The organism is Exiguobacterium sp. H66 (genome assembly GCF_018618705.1).
In the GTDB taxonomy this organism is placed as follows: Bacteria; Bacillota; Bacilli; order Exiguobacteriales; family Exiguobacteriaceae; genus Exiguobacterium_A; species Exiguobacterium_A oxidotolerans.
Map to the genome: position 1 here is coordinate 146,054 of NZ_JACSMQ010000007.1, position 24,353 is coordinate 170,406.

The 24,353-nt window shown below is 49.3% G+C and carries 22 protein-coding genes and 4 riboswitches; of the genes, 13 read left to right on the plus strand and 9 right to left on the minus strand.

Features of this window, described 5'->3' with window-relative positions:
- Positions 1–21: 21 nt before the first annotated feature.
- The 3 genes from KNP88_RS12355 to KNP88_RS15840 all read right to left on the minus strand — a co-directional run bounded on the left by KNP88_RS12355 (position 22) and on the right by KNP88_RS15840 (position 2,539).
- On the minus strand, positions 22–834 hold the full coding sequence (locus KNP88_RS12355) for a ZIP family metal transporter (RefSeq protein WP_029332569.1): 813 nt from the start codon (positions 832–834) through the stop codon (positions 22–24).
- Positions 835–900: 66 nt separating this feature from the next.
- Positions 901–1,230 carry a YolD-like family protein gene (locus KNP88_RS12360; protein WP_214894005.1) on the minus strand — a complete coding sequence of 110 codons (330 nt, stop codon included), beginning with the start codon at positions 1,228–1,230 and terminating at the stop codon, positions 901–903.
- The gene (locus KNP88_RS15840) at positions 1,214–2,539 is read right to left on the minus strand and encodes a Y-family DNA polymerase (protein WP_214894007.1); all 1,326 of its coding nucleotides are present in this window, start codon (positions 2,537–2,539) and stop codon (positions 1,214–1,216) included. The genes KNP88_RS12360 and KNP88_RS15840 overlap by 17 nt, the downstream gene beginning before the upstream one ends.
- Before the next feature lie 209 nt (positions 2,540–2,748).
- On the opposite strand from KNP88_RS15840, the gene KNP88_RS12370 reads away from it, so the two are divergent.
- Entirely contained in the window at positions 2,749–3,396 is a 648-nt protein-coding gene (locus tag KNP88_RS12370; RefSeq protein ID WP_088836244.1) for a pentapeptide repeat-containing protein, read from the plus strand.
- Positions 3,397–3,487: 91 nt separating this feature from the next.
- On the opposite strand, the gene KNP88_RS12375 is transcribed toward KNP88_RS12370, so the two are convergent.
- The 6 genes from KNP88_RS12375 to KNP88_RS12400 all read right to left on the minus strand — a co-directional run bounded on the left by KNP88_RS12375 (position 3,488) and on the right by KNP88_RS12400 (position 8,024).
- Positions 3,488–4,243 (minus strand): MBL fold metallo-hydrolase, encoded by a 756-nt coding sequence (locus KNP88_RS12375; protein WP_088836246.1) that lies wholly within the window; start codon positions 4,241–4,243, stop codon positions 3,488–3,490.
- A 73-nt stretch (positions 4,244–4,316) separates the two neighbouring features.
- Positions 4,317–4,817 (minus strand): arsinothricin resistance N-acetyltransferase ArsN1 family A, encoded by a 501-nt coding sequence (locus KNP88_RS12380; RefSeq protein ID WP_214894009.1) that lies wholly within the window; start codon positions 4,815–4,817, stop codon positions 4,317–4,319.
- Positions 4,818–5,005: 188 nt separating this feature from the next.
- Positions 5,006–5,545 (minus strand): 1,2-dihydroxy-3-keto-5-methylthiopentene dioxygenase, encoded by a 540-nt coding sequence (locus KNP88_RS12385; RefSeq protein WP_088836249.1) that lies wholly within the window; start codon positions 5,543–5,545, stop codon positions 5,006–5,008.
- Positions 5,546–5,560: 15 nt separating this feature from the next.
- On the minus strand, positions 5,561–6,181 hold the full coding sequence (locus KNP88_RS12390) for a methylthioribulose 1-phosphate dehydratase (RefSeq protein ID WP_214894011.1): 621 nt from the start codon (positions 6,179–6,181) through the stop codon (positions 5,561–5,563).
- Positions 6,178–6,837 (minus strand): 2-hydroxy-3-keto-5-methylthiopentenyl-1-phosphate phosphatase, encoded by a 660-nt coding sequence (locus KNP88_RS12395; protein WP_214894013.1) that lies wholly within the window; start codon positions 6,835–6,837, stop codon positions 6,178–6,180. The genes KNP88_RS12390 and KNP88_RS12395 overlap by 4 nt, the downstream gene beginning before the upstream one ends.
- Positions 6,834–8,024, minus strand: a complete 1,191-nt coding sequence (locus KNP88_RS12400; protein ID WP_214894015.1) for a 2,3-diketo-5-methylthiopentyl-1-phosphate enolase — start codon at positions 8,022–8,024, stop codon at positions 6,834–6,836. Before KNP88_RS12400 ends, KNP88_RS12395 begins: the two co-directional genes overlap by 4 nt.
- An 80-nt stretch (positions 8,025–8,104) precedes the next feature.
- A riboswitch (SAM riboswitch) is annotated at positions 8,105–8,206 on the minus strand.
- A gap of 204 nt (positions 8,207–8,410) precedes the next feature.
- Positions 8,411–8,513, plus strand: a riboswitch (SAM riboswitch).
- A 76-nt stretch (positions 8,514–8,589) separates the two neighbouring features.
- Between KNP88_RS12400 and mtnK the strand changes: the two genes are divergently transcribed.
- The 12 genes from mtnK to KNP88_RS12460 all read left to right on the plus strand — a co-directional run bounded on the left by mtnK (position 8,590) and on the right by KNP88_RS12460 (position 24,041).
- Positions 8,590–9,759, plus strand: coding sequence for an S-methyl-5-thioribose kinase (gene mtnK / locus KNP88_RS12405; protein ID WP_214894017.1), 1,170 nt, complete (start codon positions 8,590–8,592; stop codon positions 9,757–9,759).
- A complete protein-coding gene (mtnA, locus tag KNP88_RS12410) occupies positions 9,756–10,802 on the plus strand; it encodes an S-methyl-5-thioribose-1-phosphate isomerase (RefSeq protein WP_214894019.1) in 1,047 nt (348 codons plus the stop codon). Before mtnK ends, mtnA begins: the two co-directional genes overlap by 4 nt.
- A gap of 19 nt (positions 10,803–10,821) precedes the next feature.
- Positions 10,822–11,901 (plus strand): sugar ABC transporter substrate-binding protein, encoded by a 1,080-nt coding sequence (locus KNP88_RS12415; protein WP_214811264.1) that lies wholly within the window; start codon positions 10,822–10,824, stop codon positions 11,899–11,901.
- The gene (locus tag KNP88_RS12420) at positions 11,898–13,415 is read left to right on the plus strand and encodes a sugar ABC transporter ATP-binding protein (protein WP_214894021.1); all 1,518 of its coding nucleotides are present in this window, start codon (positions 11,898–11,900) and stop codon (positions 13,413–13,415) included. Before KNP88_RS12415 ends, KNP88_RS12420 begins: the two co-directional genes overlap by 4 nt.
- Entirely contained in the window at positions 13,415–14,440 is a 1,026-nt protein-coding gene (locus KNP88_RS12425; protein WP_214894023.1) for an ABC transporter permease, read from the plus strand. The genes KNP88_RS12420 and KNP88_RS12425 overlap by 1 nt, the downstream gene beginning before the upstream one ends.
- A 370-nt stretch (positions 14,441–14,810) precedes the next feature.
- Positions 14,811–15,767, plus strand: a complete 957-nt coding sequence (locus tag KNP88_RS12430) for an AAA family ATPase (RefSeq protein ID WP_029332575.1) — start codon at positions 14,811–14,813, stop codon at positions 15,765–15,767.
- Entirely contained in the window at positions 15,764–16,846 is a 1,083-nt protein-coding gene (locus tag KNP88_RS12435; protein WP_088836260.1) for a DUF58 domain-containing protein, read from the plus strand. The genes KNP88_RS12430 and KNP88_RS12435 overlap by 4 nt, the downstream gene beginning before the upstream one ends.
- Positions 16,843–18,915, plus strand: coding sequence for a DUF4129 domain-containing transglutaminase family protein (locus KNP88_RS12440; RefSeq protein ID WP_214894025.1), 2,073 nt, complete (start codon positions 16,843–16,845; stop codon positions 18,913–18,915). Before KNP88_RS12435 ends, KNP88_RS12440 begins: the two co-directional genes overlap by 4 nt.
- Before the next feature lie 37 nt (positions 18,916–18,952).
- A riboswitch (purine riboswitch) is annotated at positions 18,953–19,054 on the plus strand.
- Between the two features lie 129 nt (positions 19,055–19,183).
- Entirely contained in the window at positions 19,184–20,704 is a 1,521-nt protein-coding gene (guaA, locus tag KNP88_RS12445; RefSeq protein WP_088838417.1) for a glutamine-hydrolyzing GMP synthase, read from the plus strand.
- A 270-nt stretch (positions 20,705–20,974) separates the two neighbouring features.
- On the plus strand, positions 20,975–21,304 hold the full coding sequence (locus KNP88_RS12450; RefSeq protein ID WP_214894026.1) for a hypothetical protein: 330 nt from the start codon (positions 20,975–20,977) through the stop codon (positions 21,302–21,304).
- 192 nt (positions 21,305–21,496) lie between these two features.
- A riboswitch (purine riboswitch) is annotated at positions 21,497–21,598 on the plus strand.
- Between the two features lie 134 nt (positions 21,599–21,732).
- Entirely contained in the window at positions 21,733–23,037 is a 1,305-nt protein-coding gene (locus KNP88_RS12455; protein ID WP_029332579.1) for an NCS2 family permease, read from the plus strand.
- 86 nt (positions 23,038–23,123) lie between these two features.
- Positions 23,124–24,041, plus strand: coding sequence for a proline dehydrogenase family protein (locus tag KNP88_RS12460; protein WP_251137211.1), 918 nt, complete (start codon positions 23,124–23,126; stop codon positions 24,039–24,041).
- Positions 24,042–24,353 lie beyond the last annotated feature (312 nt).

A 24,353-nucleotide genomic window follows, 5' to 3' on the forward strand; every position in this document is an offset into this window, starting at 1 on the left:
TTTTGTTCAATCAGTTTGTATTTAGCCTAAGGCGACATCAAGAATCATCATGACGGTAAAGCCGACCATTAAACCCAGTGTCGCTAAATCAGAGCCGTTTTCAGCTTGTGATTCAGGAATCAATTCCTCGACGACAACAAAAATCATCGCGCCGGCTGCAAAGGCGAGTGCGTAAGGCAGTAACGGCTGAATGAAGAAAACGGCAGCCGCCCCGATCATTGCCGCAATCGGTTCAACAATAGCGGACATTTGACCGTAATTGAAAGCGCGACGGCGTGACATGCCTTCACCACGAAGCGGAATTGATAAGGCAGCACCTTCCGGCATATTTTGAATCCCGATTCCGAGTGCGAGCGTCAAAGCACCAGCGACTGTCGCCCCGTCCATATTTAACGCAGCAGCACCAAAAGCGACACCGATTGCTAGACCTTCCGGGATGTTGTGCAAGGTGATGGCTAAAAAGAGCAGAGTTGCCTTTTTAAGACCGGTCGAAGGGCCTTCTGCATTTTCAAGTGGTGCGGATAAGTGTAAATGTGGTGTGACGAAGTCGAGTAAGCGAACGAAGAAGCCACCTGCTAAAAATCCGATTGCAGCCGGAAGCCAGGCGATGCCACCATCCTGTTCCGTAAATTCAATCGCCGGAGCGAGCAGTGACCAAAAGGACGCAGCGATCATGACACCGGCGGCGAAGCCGAGCATCATATTCATGACCTTTTTTTCAATTGTCGTAAAGACGAAAACAAGTGCCGCCCCAAGTGCGGTCAAGCCCCATGTCATCATCCCGGCGAGTAATGCCTGGATCACGACGGGGAGTGAAGTAAACCATTCAAACATACAAACATTCCTTCTTTCAAATCATAATTCAAGAGATAAGTGCATTATTGAAGCCCACTGTCACTCCTACCCGTTTTCAATCCGAACTAGTCGCATCAGGGGAATTTCGATCGGATTTTGACTCCGGACGTACAGAAGTCCTCGTTCGCGCTCGATTCGTTCGATGAATCCGGTCAGTGTGATATAGCTTCCTTCCTTATAATACGTGATTTCAAGTTCTTTTCCTTCCATTAATGCTTCTTCGAGGATGAATTGCCATGATTCTTGAAGTTGTTCATCGATGGGCGGTAGTGTTAAACGATGCGTATCTTTATAATAGTCGCGCAACAGTTGAATGTACTCCGGCATCAAAAACGGAATCCATTTTAAATTGCCACGGTCACGATACCGTGTCATTGCCGTCACCTCCCGGATGACCACCGACGAAGCGGAGGCGGCGCTTGGCGACACTTGTATCAAGAAAAGAAACAGCGAGGCGGATGGTTCCCTTCCCGTAACGGACGTTGACATGATCGATTGCCTTTAACAAGCGTTTGCGTTTCCAAACACGGGTATTGTCTTCGAACAACGACAGTTGCAGTGCACCTTGGTCGGGGACAAGTTGACCGAGCGAGACGGACAAAAAACGAATCGGTTCGTGTTCGAGCCAGTTCGGCTCGAACAGCTGAAGGATATGGCGCAGGATAATCCGTTCGTCTGAAGTCGGATAAGGGAGACGGAGTTGCTTTGAAAATCCTGCCCGGACGATATGTCTCGAGTAACGGACACCTAAGTGAACCGTCCATCCAAGTTGATTGGAAAAGCGGACGCGGGCTGCGACATCGCTTGCGAGCTCACTTAAGACCAGCCGAATCTGGTCGTATTCGTAATAATCACGCATCAGTGTCACGCCATGACCAACCGTCTTCTGTCGGGATGATGCCGGACGAAATAAAGCGGTCGGATCAATCGTCGTCGGAGATTGATCGATGCCCCATGCATGATGCCAAAGTTCGGCACCGATGACACCAAAACGTTCGTGTAGTGTTTCTAATGGTGCGGCCGCCAAATCGCCGATCGTCTCGATGCCTAATTGATTCAGATGGTGCTCCATTTGATGACCGATCCCCCACATCTTACGAACGGGAAAGTCATGTAAGAGACGGGGGACATCAGCATAACCACAACGCGCAATGCCCTGTTTTTTCCCGAGTAAATCAAGGGCAAGTTTCGCGATGACGTTATTAGGACCAATCCCGATTCGGACGTGAATGCCGGTTTGTTCCAGGATAGCTGACTGTAATTGGTTAGCAGCTTCAAAATCCGTACCGAAGAGGTGCTCCGTTCCCGTCATGTCGATGAAACTTTCGTCAATCGAGTAGACGCGAATCACTTCCGGTGGTCCGAATTGATGGAGCACATCGAGGACACGAATCGACGTTTTCATGTAGCATAACATGCGTGGTTCGACGAGGTGAATCTGCTTTCGTTCCTTATACGGGAGTTGTTCAATCTGGTAGAGACGACTTGCCGTTTTGATACCAAGCGTCTTCAAAGCAGGGCTCGCCGCTAAAATGACGGAGCCGCTCCGTTTTAAATCGGAAACGACGGCTAATTTTGTTGTTAATGGTGGTAGATTTCGGTAATGGCACTCGCAACTGGCATAAAAAGAGACACTATCCACGCAAAAAATACGTTGGTTTGGAAAGTCCGCATCAGAAGACACGAAAATCACTCCTTTTAGAACGTTTGTTCTTATTTTATTTATGTTGATTCTAGCACGGTCTCAAAGTGTCTCAAATCAAAAATTGAAAAAGAGTGTACATGTCATCACTTTTTAGAGCGCGGCATGACTTTAGAGATCATCCTCTTGGGTCATATTTAGGTAACAGGTTTGGTACACTAAGGACTGAGAAGAAGAAGGGTTGGGAGAGAATGAAGAAAAAACCGATGATCCATCTACCGGATGTCCCGAATAATTTAGCAGTCGAAACATTTGCAGAAATCGAAATCGATGATCCGTACTTGTATCAAATGCTGTATGAAAAAGAAACGTTACCCATCGAGCTGACGGAGCGGATCGATGCCAATCAAGTCTGTTTTCGGAATGTCTCATTTGCGGGTCTCGTGTTTGATCGCGCGTCATTTGAAAATGTCCGGTTTGAGCAGTGCGATTTGACGGGTTGTCAGTTCCGTGACAGTCGTTTTCATCGCGTTCTGTTTCAGGACTGCCGCCTGACGGGGGTTCAATTAGAAGAAACGACGCTTGATCATGTCACGGTAAAAGCATGCCAGGCGAATTACTTACAAGTGATTCGGACATCGCTCCGACAAGTAACGTTCGAGCAGACGGCGATGCGGGAGACACAATTCTTCGAAGGGAAACTCATCGATTTACGTTTTGAGGATGTTGAATTGATGGAAAGCCAGTGGGTTGAAACTCCGTTAAAAGGACTCGATTTGCGACAAGCGGACGTCTCGGGGATTACGATTGATCCACGCTTTTTGACAGGGGCGATCGTGACGGAAGGACAAGCAATCGCCTTCGCTCGTTTGCTGGGTCTTGTCATTCCGCAAGAATGAACATGAAAAAACCGGACGCTGTTCCTCTTCCTTTTAGGGAAACGGAAAACGTCCGGTTTTTTTGTATTCATACGACTCTCGAAGGAGAGACTTAAAAGGAGAGCGTCTCGCCGTCGTCCGGAATCAAAAAGTGAGCGGAGAGATGATTTGCTGCTAAAAAGTCAGCAATCATATCGCGGCGGAGCAGGCAGTGGTTGACGGCCTCGAGATGCGAGACGATGATCGTCGCTTCAGCCGCTGCCGCATGGACCGCTAATAAATCACGTTCCGACATCGTGATCGGTTCACCGGTCTGGAACTGGGCGGCACCACTATTGACGACGATGACATCCGGTGCATAGGTATCAATCGCAGAATCGACGTCGTCACACCAAATCGTATCACCGGCGATATAGAGCGTCGGCTCATCGGGATGTGTAAAGACGAGACCGGATACGTGTCCCATCCGTTGTCCGATTTCGCCGACGCCGTGTTGACCGTTCGTGCGGAAAACTTTGACATCGCGGAGTGTCACACCCTGGTCGAACGGCTGAACGTCGGTGAAACCGGCCTCTTTAATGACAGAGGCGTCCGTCGCGTTTTGGGCATAGAGCGGAACCGTCTTCGGTAACAATTGTTTGGCAGCCTCATCGAAATGATCGGCGTGAAGATGTGTCACGAAGACGGCATCCGGGTCGAGTAAGGTCGAGACATCGACCGGTAAGTCGACAAGGGGGTTGCGGTGGGTGTTCGGTGTATGGTCGAACGGAGGAAGCGAACCCTTTTCACCGAGAAAAGGATCAATTAAAAAAACTTGGTTGGCATAGGTCAAGACGAGTGTCGCATTTCGAATTTGCTGGATGTTCACAGGCAATCTTCCTTTCTTGTACGAATCTTCCTCGTCTCATATTCCCGACTTGTCGAACCTTTAATCCAAAACATCATTGGTCCGGTTTAGGGAGAATTTTTTCCATGGCCAGGACATCGACATAATACCCGTTTAACATTCCTTGTTCTTTAAAGGTACCGACGATTCGGAATCCGGCTTTGATGTAGAGTTTTTGTCCGATCCGGTTGAAGGGGAACGTAAAAAGAATCAGCTTATGCATGCCGTGAATGATTGCATGTTCTTCGATGATGTCGAGTAGTCGTTTTCCGATTCCTTGTCCGCGGTGGGTCCGTGTGATGTAGACGGACAGTTCGCCGACGGACTGATAGACGGGACGCGGATTGTAGGCATCGAGCGAAATGAAGCCAAGAATCTTTGATCCTTCATAGGCAACGTAACCGGCATGTCGCTCGGAGCGTTCACTGAACCATTGCTGCATGAAGGCGAGATCTTTCGTATCCGTCTCGAGCGTCGCGATGCGGTCTTCAATTCCTTCATTATAAATGGCGAGCACGTCCGGTAAGTCGGCTTCTTGAACGAGACGAATCATCATACACGTCAGCTCCTTTTTGTGTCCTTTTCTTCATTATATCGGAGATGGACGAAACAAACGGCATGTTTCTAGAATAGGAAATGCTCCCGGACACGCGCTTTCCTCAAACATGTTTGTCAGACGACGTTTCAGTACAAAAAAAGCCCAGGTCCTCTATCGCTAGAAGACTTGGGCCGGACCGGACTGAATTAGTTTGCTGAAGACAGGGCATCCCGCTCGTAAATCGGCACCCAGCCGTCCGTCGTGACGAAGATTCGGATTGCTACCACTTTCCGGTCTTCCTGGAGCGTGAAGTAGTGGCGCGTGTTGACGGGAACGGAAATCAAATCACCGGGATTGAGCTCGATGTTGTAATAGCCGACCTCCTCGTCTTTAATCGCAAACACGCCATGGCCGCTGACGATGAAGCGGACCTCGTCATCGGTATGATGGTGTTCTTTTTGGAAGTTGACGAGTAATTCATCGAGATTCGGTGTCGTATCCGACAGTGCGATGATGTCAGCCGTCTGGTAACCGCGACGTTCCGAAACATCTTTAATCTCGTCCGCGAATGTCGTTAAAATCGTCTGTTTGTCGTCATCCGTTAATGTAAAGTTCTCGACGAGGTCGCCCGGTAACTTCGAGACGTCCCATTGTTCATATAAGACGCCGCGTGAAGCAAGGAATGAAGAGACCTCATTTTGATCCGTATACCGTTCGTTTGTCTGTTGGAAAAGTACTGTTGCCATTGTAAATTCCTCCTTTTAATGAATCGCCTGTCGGCACGTTTGTAGTTTTAAGGTGTAACTGAACAAAAACTCGAATGCTTCCAACTGTTTTTTCGCTTCAAAGGCAGTCGGTGCCCAGACGGTGATGCCGTGATTGCGAATCAGGACGACGCCGCTCTCGGCATGTACATGTGCTGCAAAGGCAGCGGCAAGCGTCGGAATGTCGGCATGGTTCGGGATAATCGGCACACGAACTTCCGCATCTTCTTCCCAACGGCCGAGTGCCTTGATGATTTCCTGACCGGCAAACCGAATCTCGCCTTGATCGCCGTACAGTTCCGAAATGACATTATTGTCAATCGTATGGACGTGAAGGGAACACCCGGCAGTCGTTCGGTTGAAGACCTCGACGTGGAGCAATGTTTCGGCAGAGGGACGACCCGTCTGTTCGCCGATCAGTTGACCGGACGCGTCGACATGGACGAAGTCGTCCGGTGTATCCTGCCGTTTGTCCTTCCCGCTTGCCGTCACGAGAAATTCAGTCGGTTGATCGGCTGTCCGGATGGCGAGATTGCCGCTTGTGCCGGGGAACCAGTCGCGTGCTGCAAGTTCCTGTTTGACGGCACGTAATTCTTCATATCGTTTTAAGAAGGTCATGTGTACACCACCTTTGTCTGCAGATGATTCAATATGTCATGAAAGTTTTCAAACGGCGTATACGGGATGCTGTGCTGTTCACATAGCGTGATCAGATAATCCCGTGCATAAACGTGATCCGCCTGCTTAGCCAGTTCAAAATCTGTTACGGAGTCGCCGATCGCGATGATTGTGTCACCGTTCTGCTTCAGCTTCCGGGCGATCGAGGTTTTGCAACAGCCGCATTGATTTGTACAGGCTGCGTCGCAGGCATGCGGCCATTCGATTTGAACCGTCTCCTGTCTGAAGTCACTGCCGTTGCAATAAATCGCTTCGTCCGTCAGTACATCCGCAAGAATCGGCTGGACAAAAAAGTCGATCCCGCCGCTGACGATGGAAAAATCAATCTCGTTTGATTTGGCAAAGGCGAGCAAGGTGTCGAAGCCGGGACGAATGACCGCCCGTTTCATCAAGAAATCAATGTAGTCCTGTTTTTGACTGGACGGAAGCAGCTGAAACATCTGTCCGATGCCGGACTGAATCGAGAGCGACCGGTCGAGCACACCTTGTTTTAACGGTTCAAATTTTTCCGGCGGAGCGAACTCCTGCATCAAGGCGATGATATTATCGTGCTCCGTTACCGTTCCATCAAAGTCACATAAAATCCGGATCGTCATTTCGTGATCCCCCAAGCATCGAGGGCGACACGTAATTCCTCGTGCCGGCGGGCGGCACTTGTCAGTGATTCGCCGGCCAGTGCTGCGTCCAGTGCCTGGCGGAAAGCGATGACTCCGGCCGCAGCACCTTGCGGATGACCGTGGACACCGCCCCCGGCATTGATGACGGAATCGACGCCGAAATCACGAACAAGCTGGGCGACGAGACCCGGGTGGATTCCGGCGGACGGGACCGGGAGAATTGCTTTGGTCTCACCGATTCGGGTCGCTTCGACGGCAATCCCGCGGGCCAGGTCTTTGGCGAGGGCGACATTCCCATATGGCGACGGGAACAGTGTCAAGTCGGCACCGGCAATCCGCGGCAACGTTCCGAGCAGGACCGGGGCAGCAATCCCGTACTCGGGACTGGCGATCAAGGCACCGCTCAACGCCGGATGATTAAAGATCGGGACCGGGATTTCCGGATCGGCTGCCAGTTCCCGCAAGACATCAAGCCCGTATGTAAACGTGTTGAGCAGGAGGGCTGTCGCTCCGGCTTCGACCAGTCGTTTCGCCTGCTCTTTCAAGCGGAAGACCGGACCACTCAACGTAATCGCATAAAGGGCCCGTTTACCGGTCTGTTCATAGTGTGCATCGAGGACTTCCCGTCCGATCCGCGCCCGGTCGAGTGCCGGTGTCAGCGGATTGTCGTATAAAATTTCGTCATCCTTGACGAGATCAATCCCGCCGGCGAGCTGGGCTTCCAGTTGTTCCCGTAAAAAAACGAGGTCCCGTCCGATGACGCCTTTGAAGATGCTCATCAACAGGGGGCGGTCATGGACTTGGATCAACTGGCGGACGCCCTCGATGCCAAATTTAGCACCGGGGAAATCCGGTGTGAACGAAGCGGGAAGCTGAAGATCCGTCAGTTTGATTTGACCGTCGAGTGACAGCTTGCCGAAGACGGTCGTCAAAATCGCCGAAAAGTCCCGTGAGACGTTGTGTTCCGGATAACGGATCGTGACATATCCTTTCCCGTCGTGTTCTTCCGTATGGACGACTTGTCCTTTAAAGGATTCAAGCTGTTGTTGTTCCAAGTGATTCAAATCGGTCCATGAGCCGACCGTCAGACCGAGGGCGATTTGCTCTGCCCGTTTTGGTAACTGATCGGTCACGCCGAGGTGGTAAGTTGCGGTAATGTACGCCATGATCGTCGTCTCTCCCTTGTTAAAAAATACAAAAATGGCCCCTCGTCAATGACAAGAGACCATGAAAAATTGCGCGTGGACTCTTATCTGTCAGCGTGTTAGCTGCAAGAATTAGCACCGTGCCAACTGGTCGGTTGCTGCGACATCATAGGGCTCGTCCCTCCGTCTGCTCTTGATAAGAATTGGATGAAATTGTGAAATCTAATTGCAATTTTTACATGAGATGGACGTGATGTCAAATAATTTTTTGAAAATTTATTTTTTTTGAAATCAACTTCTATAGATGGCGGTCTTTTAAATGGTTTTTCACTAAAAATTGGAATTGACAGATGATTTAAGACGGGCGTAATATTCGAATCAACATCGAACACCACAACCACATATGACTCTTATCGTGAGTTGGCAGAGGGAATTGGCCCGAAGACGCCGCAGCAACCGACCATCCGGCACGGTGCTACATCCAACAGACATTCGTCTGAGAGATAAGAGGACGGATGATACCCCGCGCCTCTTTTCTATGACGAAAAGCGGCGTTTTTTTGTGTAGAAATGAAGGGGGAAGCAAGATGGCATATCAAGCATTTACAGAACAGGACGCCATTAAACGTGTCCGGGAACTCGGACTCATCGGACAGGAAGAAGCGACGGCAGAAGAAATCGGCGACGGGAACTTGAACTTAGTCTTTCGGATTCAGGCAGGGAAAGAACGTTTGATCTTGAAGCAGGCATTACCTTATGCAAAAGTCGTCGGGGAAAGCTGGCCCTTGTCACTCGAGCGGGCCTGGATCGAACAGTTGGCACTGAAGGAATTCGCAAAATACGCGACGCCATTCGTTCCACGGGTCTTTCATGCCAGTCATGAAGAAGCGTATACAGTGATGGAGGACTTGTCGCACCTGCAAATCGTTCGGATGGGATTGCTCGCAGGCGAAACGTATCCGCTCCTTGCAGAGCATGTCGGTTCATACTTGGCACGGACGTTATTTTTCACGTCAGATTTTGCGCTCGGTCCAGTCGGAAAAAAACAGGTCGCACGTGACTATTACAACCCGGATTTATGCGACATCACGGAAAAGTTAATCTTTACGGATCCGTTTTACGACGCGGAAACAAACAACATCGAGAGCGGCTTGGAAACAGACGTACAGCAGCTCTGGCAGGACGAAAAACTGAAGAGGGAAGTGGCGAAGCTCGAAACGTTGTTCATCACGAAAGGGGAAGCCTTATTACACGGGGATTTACATACAGGAAGCATTTTTGCTTCCGCGGGCGAAACGAAAATCATCGATCCGGAGTTCGCTTTTTACGGACCGTTCGGGTTTGATGTCGGTCAGTTCATTGCCCACCTCTGCTTTGCGGCGTATCCGAACTATGCTGAGTTGCGGGAGACGCGGGTGAAGGATATCGATACGTTCTGGCTGACGTTTGCTTCGACGTTCACGGCACTTTGGGAACGGGAAGCCGTCGAACCTTTCCGGACGGTACCCGGGCTTGTCGATGATGTCCTCAGTACAATTCTCCAAGACGCGCTTGGTTTCGCCGGTTGTGAACTGATCCGGCGGACGATTGGTTTGGCACCGGTCGCTGATTTGGAACAAATTCCGGATGCGGCGACGCGCCTTGAACGGAAACGTCATGCCCTACGCCTCGGGACGGCATTGATTAAACGGCGCGGCGAATGTAAGACGTTTACGGACCTCCGGAATTTCGACGTGACGGAGGAATTGAGCCGATGAGCGAGTTTATCCGTAGTGTCATCTATGAGCGGGCGTGCTTAAAAATCCTTGACCAGACCCGTCTTCCGCAAGAAGAACGGTACGAAGTCATTCATGATTTGGCGCAAGCGGTCGAGGCGATTAAACAACTTCGTGTCCGGGGGGCGCCGGCAATCAGTCTGTTTGGTGGTTTCGTCCTCGTGCAGGAAGCGTTTCGGACGACGGGATCGCTTGACGAGGTCAAACAAAAACTGTTGACGGTATCGGCGGAATTACTGGCGACCCGGCCGACCGCCGTCAATTTGCGGAACGTACTTGATGCGCTGAATCAGCTTATCCTTTCGAGCACAACACTCGAGGAACTGCCGAAACGTCTGGAACAAAAAGCAATCGCCCTTTATGAAGCCGATGCCAAGACGTCACGGCAAATCGGTGTGCATGCGTTGGAGCTGTTTCAAGCGGGAGACCGGGTGTTGACGATTTGTAACGCCGGATCGATTGCGACAGCGGCGTACGGGACGGCACTGGCCCCGTTTTATCTTGCGAAAGAACAAGGCATCCCGTTATCCGTCTATGCGTCGGAAACCCGACCTTTGTTGCAGGGGGCACGTTTGACGACATGGGAGCTGCAACGGGCAGGGATTGACGTCACCTTGATCACGGACAATATGGTCGCACATACGATCAAGGAAAAGCAGATCACCGCCATCATCGTCGGCGCGGACCGGATTACCCGGAATGGGGATACAGCCAATAAAATCGGGACGTTCCAGCTGGCGTTATTCGCACGTGCCTTCGGGATTCCGTTTTATGTCGCCGCACCGCTGTCGACGTTTGATGTGACGAGTTTATCGGGAGACGAGATTGAGATTGAAGAACGCGATGCCCGTGAAGTGACACAGTTTGCCGGACAGATGACAGCGCCAGCGGGTGTAGCGGTCTTTAATCCGGCGTTTGACGTGACACCGCACGAGCTCATTACGGCGATCATCACGGAACTCGGCGTCATTGAACGGCCGAGCGTGGAAACGATCGAACAGGCAATCGGACAACAGGTCATCTAAACAGACAGGGGAGATCGAGATGAAAAAATTAGCATTCTTGCTCGCACCGGCAGTCTTGCTGGCTGCTTGCGCCAATAGTGAAGCGACACCGGCGAAAAAAATCAGCGGTGTGCCGGAAAGTGTCCAAGGCGACATCAAGATTGCCGTCATCCGCAATCTGGCGTCCGATGATCATACGAAACAATTTTTGGACGGTGCCCGGTCGGAAGGGGAGGCACTTGGGTTTAAGGTCAACACGTTCATTTCCGAAGGCAATGACGTCAAGTTCAAGGAACTGGTGGCGCAAGCCGTTCAGCAGGATTATGACGGACTGATCATCTCGCACGGAAAAGAAGATTATGCCTACGACATGATTAAACCGGCGATCGACAAAGGGATTCAGGTCGTGACGTTTGATACGGTGACGAAGAAAAAGGACCAGACGTTAACAGGCATCACGGAGACGTTCCAAGATGATCACAAACTGGCAGAACTTTCACTCGATGAAGTGACGAAAGTGAAAGACGATAAGCCGGTCCGGGTCATCAAGTTGTGGTTCGGTCCGGGATTCGCACCGCTGGACCGCCGTCAGGAAATCTATAAGACGTATGAAGCGGACGGCAAAATCAAGACACTTGAAACGGTCGGACCGACGAATTTCCAGGATGTCCAGGGCGATATCGCGACGAAGATGAACGCGATTCTCGCCAAATATCCGAAAGGAAGCATCGATGCCGTCTGGGGAGCCTGGGACGAAGTCGCGAAAGGCGCCTATAAATCCTTAAAAGACAACAAACGTCAGGAAATCCCGTTGATTTCAATCGATGTCTCGAATCAGGACATCAACCTGATGCGTGAGAAGGGGAGCAACTGGGTGTCGACGAGTGCCGTCGATCCCCACTTGATCGGACAGACGGACATGCGTCTGCTCGCGAAAAAACTCGCCGGTGAAAAAACACCGGACAGCTTTGATCTGGACGCTAAATTAGTCGAGCAAAAGGCGCTCAAAGCCGATACGACGATGTACAATCTCGATACGATCATCAAGGGCTGGAGCACATCCGAAAAATTCAATGAACCGTGGATGGAAAAACTGCGGAAAGCGAATGCTGCGAAATGACGCAGCTGGACGCGACGAACCGGCTCGAGATGCGTGGGATTTCAATTGAATTCCCCGGTGTCAAAGCGCTTGATGCTGTTGACTTTTCCGTCCGCCGCGGGGAAATTCATGCGCTCGTCGGAGCGAACGGCGCCGGTAAGTCGACGCTGATGAAAGTATTGGCGGGAGCGCATGCGGCGTATGACGGGACGATTTCGTTTGAAGGTGTGCCGTTGACGATCGATTCGCCGCGTGCCGCGAAACGGGCGGGAATTGAAATCGTCTACCAAGAAGTCGATACGGCATTGATTTCGTACTTGACGGTCGCGGAAAACATTTGTCTCGATTTGTTGACGAACGGACAGCTCAAAGGGGTCATCCGGCAACGCCGTTTTGAACAGATTGCCTTGGAGGCGCTCGGGAAACTCCAGGCTTCGATTGATGTCGGGCAACGGGTCAGCGAACTGCGCCTTGCCGACAAACAGTTGGTCTTGATTGCCCGGGCACTCGTTCAAGACAGCCGTTTTTTAATCCTGGATGAACCGACGGCGCCGCTCAGTCAACGGGAGACGGAACATTTGTTTCGCATCATCAAGGAACTCGCGACACGCGAACAATTGGGCGTGATTTTCATCTCACACCGCCTTCAGGAATTATTTGAAATCTGTGAGTCGATTTCCGTCATGCGTGACGGAAAACTTGTCGCCCGCCAAGCATTAGCCGGGCGAACGAAAGAGACAATCGTTGAACAGATGCTCGGAAGACGTTTGCAACAGACGGACCGGCAAACCCGAACCGTCGGGCAAGCGTTGCTCGAGCTCGATCAAGTGACGGTCCCGGGGGAGCTGGATCAGCTGTCATTGACAGTTCATGCAGGCGAAGTGATTGGGATTGCCGGACTTGTCGGAGCGGGAAAAACCGAGCTCTGTAAGACGATTTTCGGAGCGACTCCGACTGTGGGGGGACAGATTCGGATAGCCGGCGAACCGGCAACCATCCGGTCGCCGCACGAGGCAGTCAGACACGGGATTGGTCTGGTCCCGGAAGAACGCCGGAAAGAAGGCATCCTTGTCACGGATCCGATTTATCAAAACATGACCGCGGCAAGTCTCAAACAATTCGTAAATCGGTTCGGTTGGGTCAAGACGGGAACGGAACGGACTGCCGCCAACGCTATCATCAAACGATTGGCGATCAAATCAACGGATGAAACGCAACGCGTGGAAGGCTTATCCGGCGGGAACCAGCAGAAGGTCGCGATCGGCAAATGGCTCCTCGCCGATGCTGCGGTCCTGCTGCTCGATGAACCGACAAAAGGTGTCGACGTCGGGGCGAAACGGGAAATCTTCGACGTGATCGATCAACTGGCCGGACAGCAAAAAGCGATTCTGTATGCGTCCAGTGAATTCGATGAATTGCTGGCGGTGACGGACCGGATTTATGTCATGTATGACGGGAAAATCGTGTTCGAGACGAATACGTCGGAGACGACGGAAGACCAATTACTGCTGTATGCGACAGGGGGGATGACTTGATGAACGAGGTACTTCACGAACCAACGACGGAACCAAAACCAAACACGAAGCGGCACGCATCCGGTAAACGGCTGTTACGCTTTTTGAATGACTGGGGGATCGTCCTCGCAATCCTTGCACTCATCGTCTTTTTTGCCGTGACGGCACCAAGCTTTTTACAGGGCGCGAACCTGATTAATATTTTGCGCAGTATCTCGATTGTGACGATCATCGCGATTGGGTTGACCGTCTCGCTGACCGTCAACGGCTTTGATTTATCGGTCGGTTCGACCGCGACCTTTGCGAGCTCGCTCGTCGTCTCATTTTTTGTCTGGTACAGCCTTCCGCTTGGTCTGTCGATCGGCTTGGCGATTTTGATTGCCTTGAGCGTCGCGCTGGTCAACGTGTTATTGATCGTCAAATTCAAGATTCCCGACTTGTTTGCGACGCTTGCGACGATGTTCATCTTTGAAGGGGTGGCGATGACGTATACCGGCGGCGGATCAATCAGTGCCGGGATGCCCCGTCTCGACGGAACACCGACAGTCGGGATGATTCCGGAGGCCTTTCTAAAAATCAGTCAGGCACCGTGGATCATCCTAATCATGCTCGCCATCGTAGCAGTGACGCATCTGTTTTTGAACCATACACGACACGGTCGCTTCTTATACATCATCGGCGGAAACCCGGAGGCGGCACACTTGACGGGAATCCCGGTGCATCGTTACCGGGCACTGGCCTACGTGATTGCTGGACTACTTGCGGCAGTCGGAGGAATCCTGCTTGCGTCGCAGGTTGGATCGTCACAGATTAATGCCGGATCCGGCTATTTGATGCCGGCAGTCGCGGCTGCCTTCATCGGTTCATCGTTTGCCGGACAAGGGAAACCGAACGCACTCGGGACATTAGTCGGAGCCTGCTTAGTCGGGATTCTTGAGAATGGGCTCGTTATGTTATCTGTTCCGTATTACTCATTAAATATTATTAAGGGGCTTGTCCTTGCACTTGCTTTAGCAACGACGTATTACCGGTTTCGAAAAAAATAATTAAAAAACAAGGTTTAACTTCGAATAGATTCGGTAATATTCAATATATGAAAGGATGGTGATGCACATGAATGATTATCAATGTAGAGGGAACGATCGCATGTCGCTTCGAGTAGAAGAGGATCACCGGACTTGACGAACGGAATAAGTTTATAGACACGGATTGTACCCGTGTTTTACGTGCACTCTGCACGAATCAAGAACGGTTTACGGCATGTAATCGTTCCTGAAACACAAAGGGGGAGTCGCTCTGCGGCGCCCCCTTTTTTGTGCGTATTGAGAGACTCATATGCCTTTCCAAAGGGACTACGGGTATGAGAAGATAGAAAGAGTCAGAAAATTCAACTACTAAAGAGCAAGGGGCCTGACAATGCGAACATACACAAGGGAGATTCAAGCAATCATCGACAACGTAGAAAAAGTAATCGTCGGTAAGGAAGATGTTATTACACAATCGTTAGCAGCGCTACTTGCCGGAGGACATGTCTTACTTGAGGATGTACCGGGTGTCGGGAAAACGATGCTCGTGCGCGCATTCAGTCGCTCAATCGGCCTGACTTTTAAGCGTGTTCAATTCACACCCGATTTACTCCCCTCGGATTTAACGGGTGTTTCGATGTATAACCAAAAAACAAGTCAATTTGAGTATCGTCCGGGTCCATTGATGGGCAATATCGTTCTCGCGGATGAAATCAACCGAACCTCTCCGAAAACACAATCGGCGTTACTGGAAGGGATGGCGGAAGCAAATGTAACGGTGGACGGAGAAATCCATACGCTTCCGAATCCCTTCTTTGTCATGGCGACGCAAAATCCGATTGAGCATGAAGGGACATATCCATTGCCGGAAGCACAACTCGATCGCTTTTTAGTCAAAGTCAAGATGGGCTATCCGGATTTTCAGCAAGAGATGAAGTTGCTGAATCGATTCGAACGCGATGAACCAATCGACACGCTCGAATCGGTCATCGGGCGCGACGAATTGTTACGGATGAAGGAAGAAGTCAAGGAAGTCCACGTTTCACAACCGGTTAAAAAATATATCGTTCAGCTCGTCCAGGCCACGCGTGAGCATGCTTCGCTTTACCTTGGAGCCAGTCCGCGTTCATCGATTGCTTTAATGAAAGTTGCACAAGCCTGGGCTTATATGGAAGGGCGGAAATTCGTATTACCCGATGACGTAAAACACCTGTTGACACCCGTCTTATCACACCGGTTGATTTTGACGGCAGATGCTCGCTACCACGGACAGTCGGCTGAACGGGTATTGGAACAGGTGAAAAAAGAAGTTGCGGTGCCGATTCAACACGACGTGGAGTCTTTATGAAACGGTGGCAAATCGGCTGGCGTTATGCCGTCCTGCTCCTGATGGTCACGGCATTGTGGATTTACGCCCGTGTGGATGGTGGAAATGTAGCCTCGTTACTGTTCTACGTCATGGCAGGTTTGACTGTCTACTGGACGATTTTTTTAATCTGGCCCGTGACGAAAGCCGTCGCGACGCGAGAAGTTTCGAATAAGATGTTGATTGCCGGGACGGACATTCCTGTCGTTTTACAAGTTAGACGAAAATACCCCTTTCTTGTCGGGACCGTCGAAGTAACAGAGGAAGTACCGGAAGCGTTGAGTGCGGAGCGTTTAGACATTCGGCGCTCGTTACGTGCCCATTACCGGAAGACGGAACAGATTGAATATGTCATTCCATCGATTCGTCGTGGACTGTATCAGATTCCTGGTTGTGTGATTGAAATTACGGATCCGTTCGGTGTATTCATGCGAAAAAAACTCTACCCGGTCGAAACATATCTCGCGATAGAACCGGCACGGCTCGCGACGCAGTTGCCACATGAAGACGATCGGGGGGACGGCGGAATTTCGCCCGTTTCGCTCGATTTGCGCCAGTCATCCTTTACCGTCGTTGGAGTCCGGGAATATGTCAGTGGCGACCGGATGAACCAGATTGATTGGAAGGCAACGGCGAAACGCCAAGGTTTGATGACGAAGACATTTGAACGGGAACAAGAGCGGGAAACGACAATTGTTTTTGATGAAGGAACGGTGAGTGATGCGCAGTTCGAACGGAGCATTTCGATGCTTGCCGATGCGACCGATCAACTCAACAAACGGCGCTTGAATTACCGGATCCATCTCGTCGGTCATGCTGTCCAGTCCCTGTCCCTACCGCTTGAAGGGGCGAAGCTGACACATTATTTGATGACGGCTCAACCGAGTCGGACCCGTTCGTTCATTGAGTCGTGGGAGTATTCCTCAAAAGCATTACGTCTGAGTGGAAACGTCCTCTTCATCACGCCGGACCTTGAATCGAATAACGAGATGTGGATGTCTAAAATCAGACAGGAAGCGACCGTGCATGTCTATACGCCGGAAAGGAGGGGGAGCCGATGAGTCGACGACTGATTTGGAACTTACTCGCGGCGTTACTACTTGCGAGCTTCATGCCCCCGCTACTGGAACTGACGACGTTTGACAGCATCGTTCCTTTCTTGCCGCTTCTTTTGACACCACTCCTGCTATCGCACGTCCGAAGACGGTGGTTTTTAAGTGGCAGTCTACTTGCTTTGATGGTGTCTTTTTACTTCATCTTGACACCGGGAGAGGCCCCGTGGCGACTATTAGGTGAAATTACGGATGATGTATCACGTGTCATCAATGGGGAGTTGCCGGGACGACCGGCCTTCGCCTTATCGATCGGTCTAATTAGCTTTTTAATCGGCTACCTTGGTCGCCGAACCTTCCCGAATCGGGGATTTGTTGTTGGGTTGACCGTCGGTGTGATCGGTTTCATCGCCTATTGTGACACATGGACGGATTACTCGGGTGACCAGTTCATCTTGTATCCGATCCTCCTGGCATTACTTTTGTTGTATGCGACAGAAATCAATGAACGACCGACTGCCTCTTACGTTCGGCCGATTAGTGCCTTGTTGATTATCGGTGTAACGATCGTTGCGGCACTGCAAAGTCCGGTCATCACAGCGACGTGGCAAAACAGTTGGTATGACTGGACGTCACGTTTTGAAGGAGAAGGTACATCGACGAATGCGATTCAAAAAGTCGGATACGGCTCGAACGATGAACAGCTCGGTGGTCCATTCCAAATGGACGACCGGGAAGTTTTTCAAGTCGAGAGTGAAGGGAATCGTTACTGGCGGGTCGAGACGAAGGACGTCTACACCGGTAAAGGTTGGATTTTATCGGAGTCAAGTCCGGAGATTAACGGGCGTGGTTTCTTCTCTCACTTTGGCGATGACGTCGAGACACGTGAAGAGAGTGCGACGTTCAAGTTGGCTCGTGAGTTGCCGTTTGTCCCTTACAATGGAGATAATGTGCGCTTGACGGCAGCTGATCAACGACAAAATCTTTTAATCAACCCGGAAAATCAAAAAATTTCGTATCTTGACGATGCAACGCGCCAACAAAATTATCAGATTCAGTACGCGTATCCACTGTTTACTGAAAAACTACTCCAAACGGATGAACCGGTAAACCTTTCAGAAATGGAACAAGATCGTTACCTGCAACTGCCGGGAACGTTACCGGACCGGGTTCGTGATTTAGCGGCTGAGATCGTTGCTGATGAAGAAACACCGTGGGAGCGCGCGAAAGCGATTGAAAATTACTTCGAGCAAGAAAACTTTGAGTACAATACGGAAGATGTTGCTGTCCCGGCAGAAGATCAAGACTATGTCGATCAATTCTTGTTCGAGACGAAGCTCGGTTATTGTGATAACTTTTCGACTTCAGCAACTGTGTTACTACGGGCGGCTGGATTACCGGCACGCTGGGTCAAAGGATTTACAGGTGGCGAATCCGATGTCATCGGTTCTGCTGTCACGAGTTATACGGTCCGAAACAAAAATGCCCACTCCTGGGTCGAAGTCTACATCGAAGGACCGGGTTGGGTACCGCTCGAGCCGACTGTAAGTTTTGACGGTACAGGGCAATATACGATCAATCAAGAGACTGATAACGAAACGGAACAATCAAATCCGCAACGGGATACAGAGACAGATACGGAAACGGCAACACCGAACCGTCCGCAGGAAAATCTTCTCGATGACGCCCAAGCGACGACAGCGAATCAGGCGGAAAAACGTTCGATTCCCGTCTGGCCGATCATTGGTACGTTGCTCGGTCTTGTGTTCCTCTATCTGTTTAGAAAACCAATCATACGAACGGCCGCAATTCTCTTCTTCCGTAGCCAAATCAAACGACCGGAAGGATTCAAACGGATGTATCGCTTCTTGCTCCGGCGTCTCGATAAACAAGGGTTCCATTATAAGGATGGACGGACACTCGCGGAACTTGCACATGAAGTCGATGGGTATTACGAAACGTATGCGATGCGCCCGTTGACGGATGCCTATGAACGGATGATTTATGGTGGTGAAACGTTGTCGCTCGAAAAGAAACGTGAATATTTCGAAAATATGATTCGTCGCGTAGAGGGTTGATATTTTTGAATTGATACAGTTACAATGAGAACAACGTAAATCATACATGCATCTCCTTTGTATATACTCGCGGATATGGCGCGAGAGTCTCTACCGGGTCACCTTAAACGACCTGACTATGAAGGAGCAGACCCTTCGTATACATTTTTTTGTGAAGCGGCCTGCTCTTTTTCCATTTATTCATGGGGGAAGAGTGGGCTTTTTTCATAGGGGTACGCATGAAACTTGAAAGGCGGGAATAGATTTGGAAGCACATTTGGACCAAGAAATGATCCTCGTCCTCGATTTTGGAGGTCAGTACAACCAATTGATCACACGACGCATCCGTGATCTCGGAGTTTACAGTGAACTGCATTCGCACAAGATTACGGCAGCAGAAATCAAAGACATCGCACCAGCGGGTATCATCTTCTCCGGTGGACCACGCAGTGTCTACGCAGAAGACGCGTACCGCTGTGATCCGGAAATCTTCGAACTCGGAATTCCGATCTTTGGTATTTGCTACGGCATGCAATTGATGTCGCAACACTTCGGTGGGACAGTCGAGCGTGCCGGACACCGGGAGTACGGAAAAGCGACATTGACGCTGAACGATCCGTCAGCGATGTATGCAAACTTACCACTCGAGCAGACGGTCTGGATGAGCCATAGTGATCTCGTCACAACGGTTCCGAACGGTTTCGTCGTCGATGGGACAAACGTTTCCTGCCCGATCGCTTCAATCAAAAACGAAGAGTTAAAAATGTATGGTGTTCAGTATCATCCGGAAGTCAACCACACGATGTTCGGCAAAGAATTGTTGAAAAACTTCCTGTTCGAAGTCTGTCAGTGTACAGGCGACTGGTCGATGGAAAACTTCATCGAAATCGAAATCGCGAAGATTAAAGAAGAAGTCGGCGACAAAAAAGTTCTTTGTGCCCTTTCAGGCGGTGTCGACTCGTCTGTCGTCGCAGCACTGATTCATGCGGCAATCGGTGACCAATTGACATGTATGTTCGTCGACCACGGTCTCTTACGTAAAGGGGAAGCGGAAAGTGTCATGAAGACATTTGCCGATCACTTCCACATGAACGTCATCAAAATCGACGCGCAAGACCGTTTCCTGAACAAATTAAAAGGGATTTCGGATCCGGAGCAAAAACGTAAAATCATCGGTAACGAATTCGTGTACGTCTTCGACGAAGAAGCGTCGAAATTGACGGATATGGACTTCCTTGCCCAAGGAACGCTCTATACGGATATCATCGAAAGCGGAACGGATACGGCACAAACGATCAAATCGCACCACAATGTCGGTGGATTGCCGGAAGACATGCAGTTCAAATTGATCGAACCGATCAATACGTTGTTCAAGGACGAAGTCCGTGCACTCGGTAAAGAACTTGGTTTGTCTGACGAAATCGTCTGGCGTCAACCGTTCCCAGGACCAGGTCTCGGAATTCGTGTCCTCGGTGAAATCACAGACGAGAAACTTGAAATCGTCCGTGAATCAGATTTCATCCTCCGCGACGAAATCAAAAAAGCCGGTCTCGAACGTGAGATCTGGCAGTACTTCACGGTCTTGCCACCACTTCGTTCAGTTGGTGTCATGGGTGACGAGCGGACATACGACTATGCAGTCGGTATCCGTGCTGTTACGTCGATCGACGGCATGACATCGGACTGGGCACGCATCCCATGGGACGTGCTCGAGAAGATTTCGGTCCGGATCGTCAACGAAGTCCAGAACGTTAACCGCGTCCTGTACGATGTGACGTCGAAACCACCTTCAACGATTGAGTGGGAGTGAAAATGGAATTTGAAATTAGTAAGTGGCTATAAACCATTATATATCAATGGTTTTGAAGCTATAAGCTGATTTTTATTCCTATCACCTACGACTATTGACTTCTAAAAATACTCTCTTTTATTTGTGTTGTTTCGCAAATGGAAGAGAGTATTTATTTTTTTATATTTTTATCAAAATTATAAAAATATATCCAAATAACAATAGAAAAAAATTATTTTTTTAAATATAATAAATTAGAAAATAAATACTTAATTGAAAATGGAGGATAACATGAAAAATTCTTTAGTGTTTACTATCTCTATGCTATTGCTAGCATGTGTGGTTTTTTTAGGAATTGGTTTTCAGAAGCTTACAGTTTATGAAAATCCATATTCAGATGATGAATACGGTCTTGCAGATGAAGAGGATGCTGTTAACGCGTACGTAGGAGGAGATGCATACAACTACATGATCAATGCTTCGCAAGCGACTGCTTATTTTGTGTTAGGTGGTTTTTCGTTATTATCGGCAATCGCTTTATTTATATTGAATTCGGTTCAGATGATTACAAGAAAAAATGCGGTTGAAAAAATAAATGATTCTACTATTGATGATGTTTGAAAGTTCATAAAAGTGATTAAGTTCTGTTAGGAATGTGTATAAAAAACAAAAAATATACATACATATAGCTAACTATTGTAACGCTTTCAAAACCGAACGTTCGGATAAAATACGACCTTAAATTTCGTTTTTATGGTTGACCGTGCATTTTGAGCATGCTACGATGTGTCTGTTCTTATTTTAAATCATCTACTAAAAAACAAAAAATAATGCCGTATAATTCTGGGGATATGGCCCGGAAGTCTCTACAGGAACACCTTAAAGGTTCCTACTACGGCGTGCACTGATTCTAGTGTGCGCTTAAAGAAACGGCTTTTACCGCTTAGGTAACTGCCGTTTTTTTCGTTTCTTGAGACGGCTTATTTGGAAAGAAGGCAACCATGAGCACACAGATGAAACCGCAACAACCTAAACAAAAGGAGAACGCGATCGCGCGATTCTTCGACTTCGACGGACTCGGTACGAACATGCGGACAGAGTTTATCGCCGGTATGACAACATTCTTCGCGATGGCGTACATCTTATTCGTTAACCCGAATACGTTAGCAGACGCCGGGATGAATCCTGGTGCTGTCTTCGGTGCAACGGCACTTGTCGCCGTTATCGGTTCAGTCACGATGGGCTTACTCGCGAATTATCCGATTGCTCTCGCACCCGGTATGGGATTGAACGCGTTCTTCGCCTACAGTGTCGTCATCGGCATGGGGATCCCGTGGGAAACGGCATTATCCGGTGTTTTAGTATCGGGTCTTGTCTTCATGGTACTCACGGCATCAGGGATTCGTGAAACAATCATCAATGCGATTCCAGAACCACTTAAAATGGCAGTTGCTGCCGGAATCGGTTTATTCATCGCCTTCATCGGTTTGAAAACAGGTGGAATCGTCGTCGCAAACGAAGCGACGCTCGTCTCACTCGGTAACTTGGGTCAAGGGACAACATTGCTTGCTGTGTTCGGTTTAGTCGTTTCAGCGATCTTAATGACACGCGGAATTAAAGGCGCCATCTTCTTCGGAATGATTTTGACGGCAATCGCGGGAATGATTTTTGGATTGATTCCTGTTCCGTCAAGCCTTGGGGAAATCGTTTCAGCTCCGCCGAGTATCGCACCGACATTCGGACAAGCGTTCCTTCACTTCAATGAAATCTTTACTGTCCAGATGGCAGTCGTCATCTTAACGTTCTTCTTCGTTGATTTCTTCGATACAGCGGGAACACTCGTTGCCGTCGCGAACCAAGCAGGATTAATTAAGGAAAATAAGGTTCCGCGTGCAGGACGCGCCTTGATTGCTGACTCAACAGCAACAGTCGCGGGTTCAATCCTTGGAACATCAACAACGGTTTCATACATTGAATCAAGTGCAGGTGTCGCAGCAGGCGGTCGCTCAGGAATGACGGCAATCGTAACCGGCTTATTCTTCGGACTTGCCTTATTCTTCTCACCACTTCTCGCCGTCATCACGGCGCCGGTCACAGCACCGGCACTCATCATCGTTGGTGTGTTAATGGCATCCTCACTTCTCCAGATTGATTGGAAAAAGTTCGAGTATGCAGTTCCAGCCTTCTTGACAGTCATCATGATGCCACTTACGTATTCGATCGCAACGGGAATCGCATTCGGGTTCTTATTCTATCCAATCACGATGATCGCGAAAGGTCGTGCGAAAGAAGTGCACCCGATCATGTACGCTATGTCACTCGGATTCCTAGCATACTTCATCTGGTTACACTAATTTTTCTTATTAAGCTGACGTCTTTCTTCTATATAGAAGAAAGGCGTTTTTTTAATGGAGAGTAGGGAATCAACAAACAGGAGGTGATGAACGTGTTGGGAAAACTAACAGGTCCGATATTCGAACGACTCGCTGTTGATAAACGTCTTATTCGTGTGGCCCGAGCAGTTGGCTTACCTTTAGGGGGAACATTATTCGTGGGAGGGCAAACAATCGATGAGACGTTCCGAACAGTCCGAACATTGAATGCGCAGGGGCGGGCAGTCACGATTGATTGTTTAGGAGAGTTTATTCACAGTGTGCAGGATGCAAAGGCGATTGCTGATGAATGCATTGATGTTTTGTACCGATTAGAGAAAGAACAAGTGGATGGACAAATTTCATTAAAGTTAACATCCGTCGGCGTGCGGTTAGATCCGGAACTCGCCCTCATGCAGATGGAACGTATCCTTGAAGTCGCACTTCAGCTGAATCGCCGGGTGACGATCAACATGGAAGAGTACGAAATGACTGAGTCGATTTTGAAAATTTTCCGTGTGCTTCAGTTCTCTTACCCGAACCTTGGCGTGGCACTCCAAGCAAATCTGCACCGTAGTCGTTTTGACTTAGATCAACTCCAACCGATGACCCGGATCGTAAAAGGGGCATATACGGGGGCGAAGGAACATTACATCGAGGATAAAGCGATGGTAGATGCCAACTATCTTCTCTTAGTAAAACAGAATTTGATGAAAGGACGTTATACGCAAATCGCGACACATGATGACGATATGATCGAGGAACTACTCGACTTTATTCGACAATCGGGCATTTCAGATGAGTGTTTTGAATTTCAAATGCTTCAAGGGATGCGACCGCAACGTCAGAAAGAGTTGGTCGATTCAGGATATCGTGTTGTCGTGTATGTACCGCACGGAGTAGACTGGTATACGTACTTGATGAGACGTCTGGCTGAACGACCTGCAAATATCGGGTTTACTTTATTGAGTATGTTAAGACTCTGATGCTGTATGTAAAACGCAAAACAAGCTTTTGTAAAGTTTTTTTAAAATAATGCTTGTGTTTGTCGAATTTTGTTGTTATATTAATAAATGTTCCAGCGAGACGCCTTTTATAAACGGTTTGTTGGGGCTGAAAAATCTTTTCAAAAACACGGTTGACATAATCAGAACAACCTGTTAATCTATTGAAGTCGCTAACACGACACGACGAACTTTGAAAACTGAACGATGAGGCAAAAAACGTATCTTCGGATACAAACAATGAATGAAGCGCAAGCTTCGTCAACGTGACTTTTAGTCACAAAAACGAGCAAG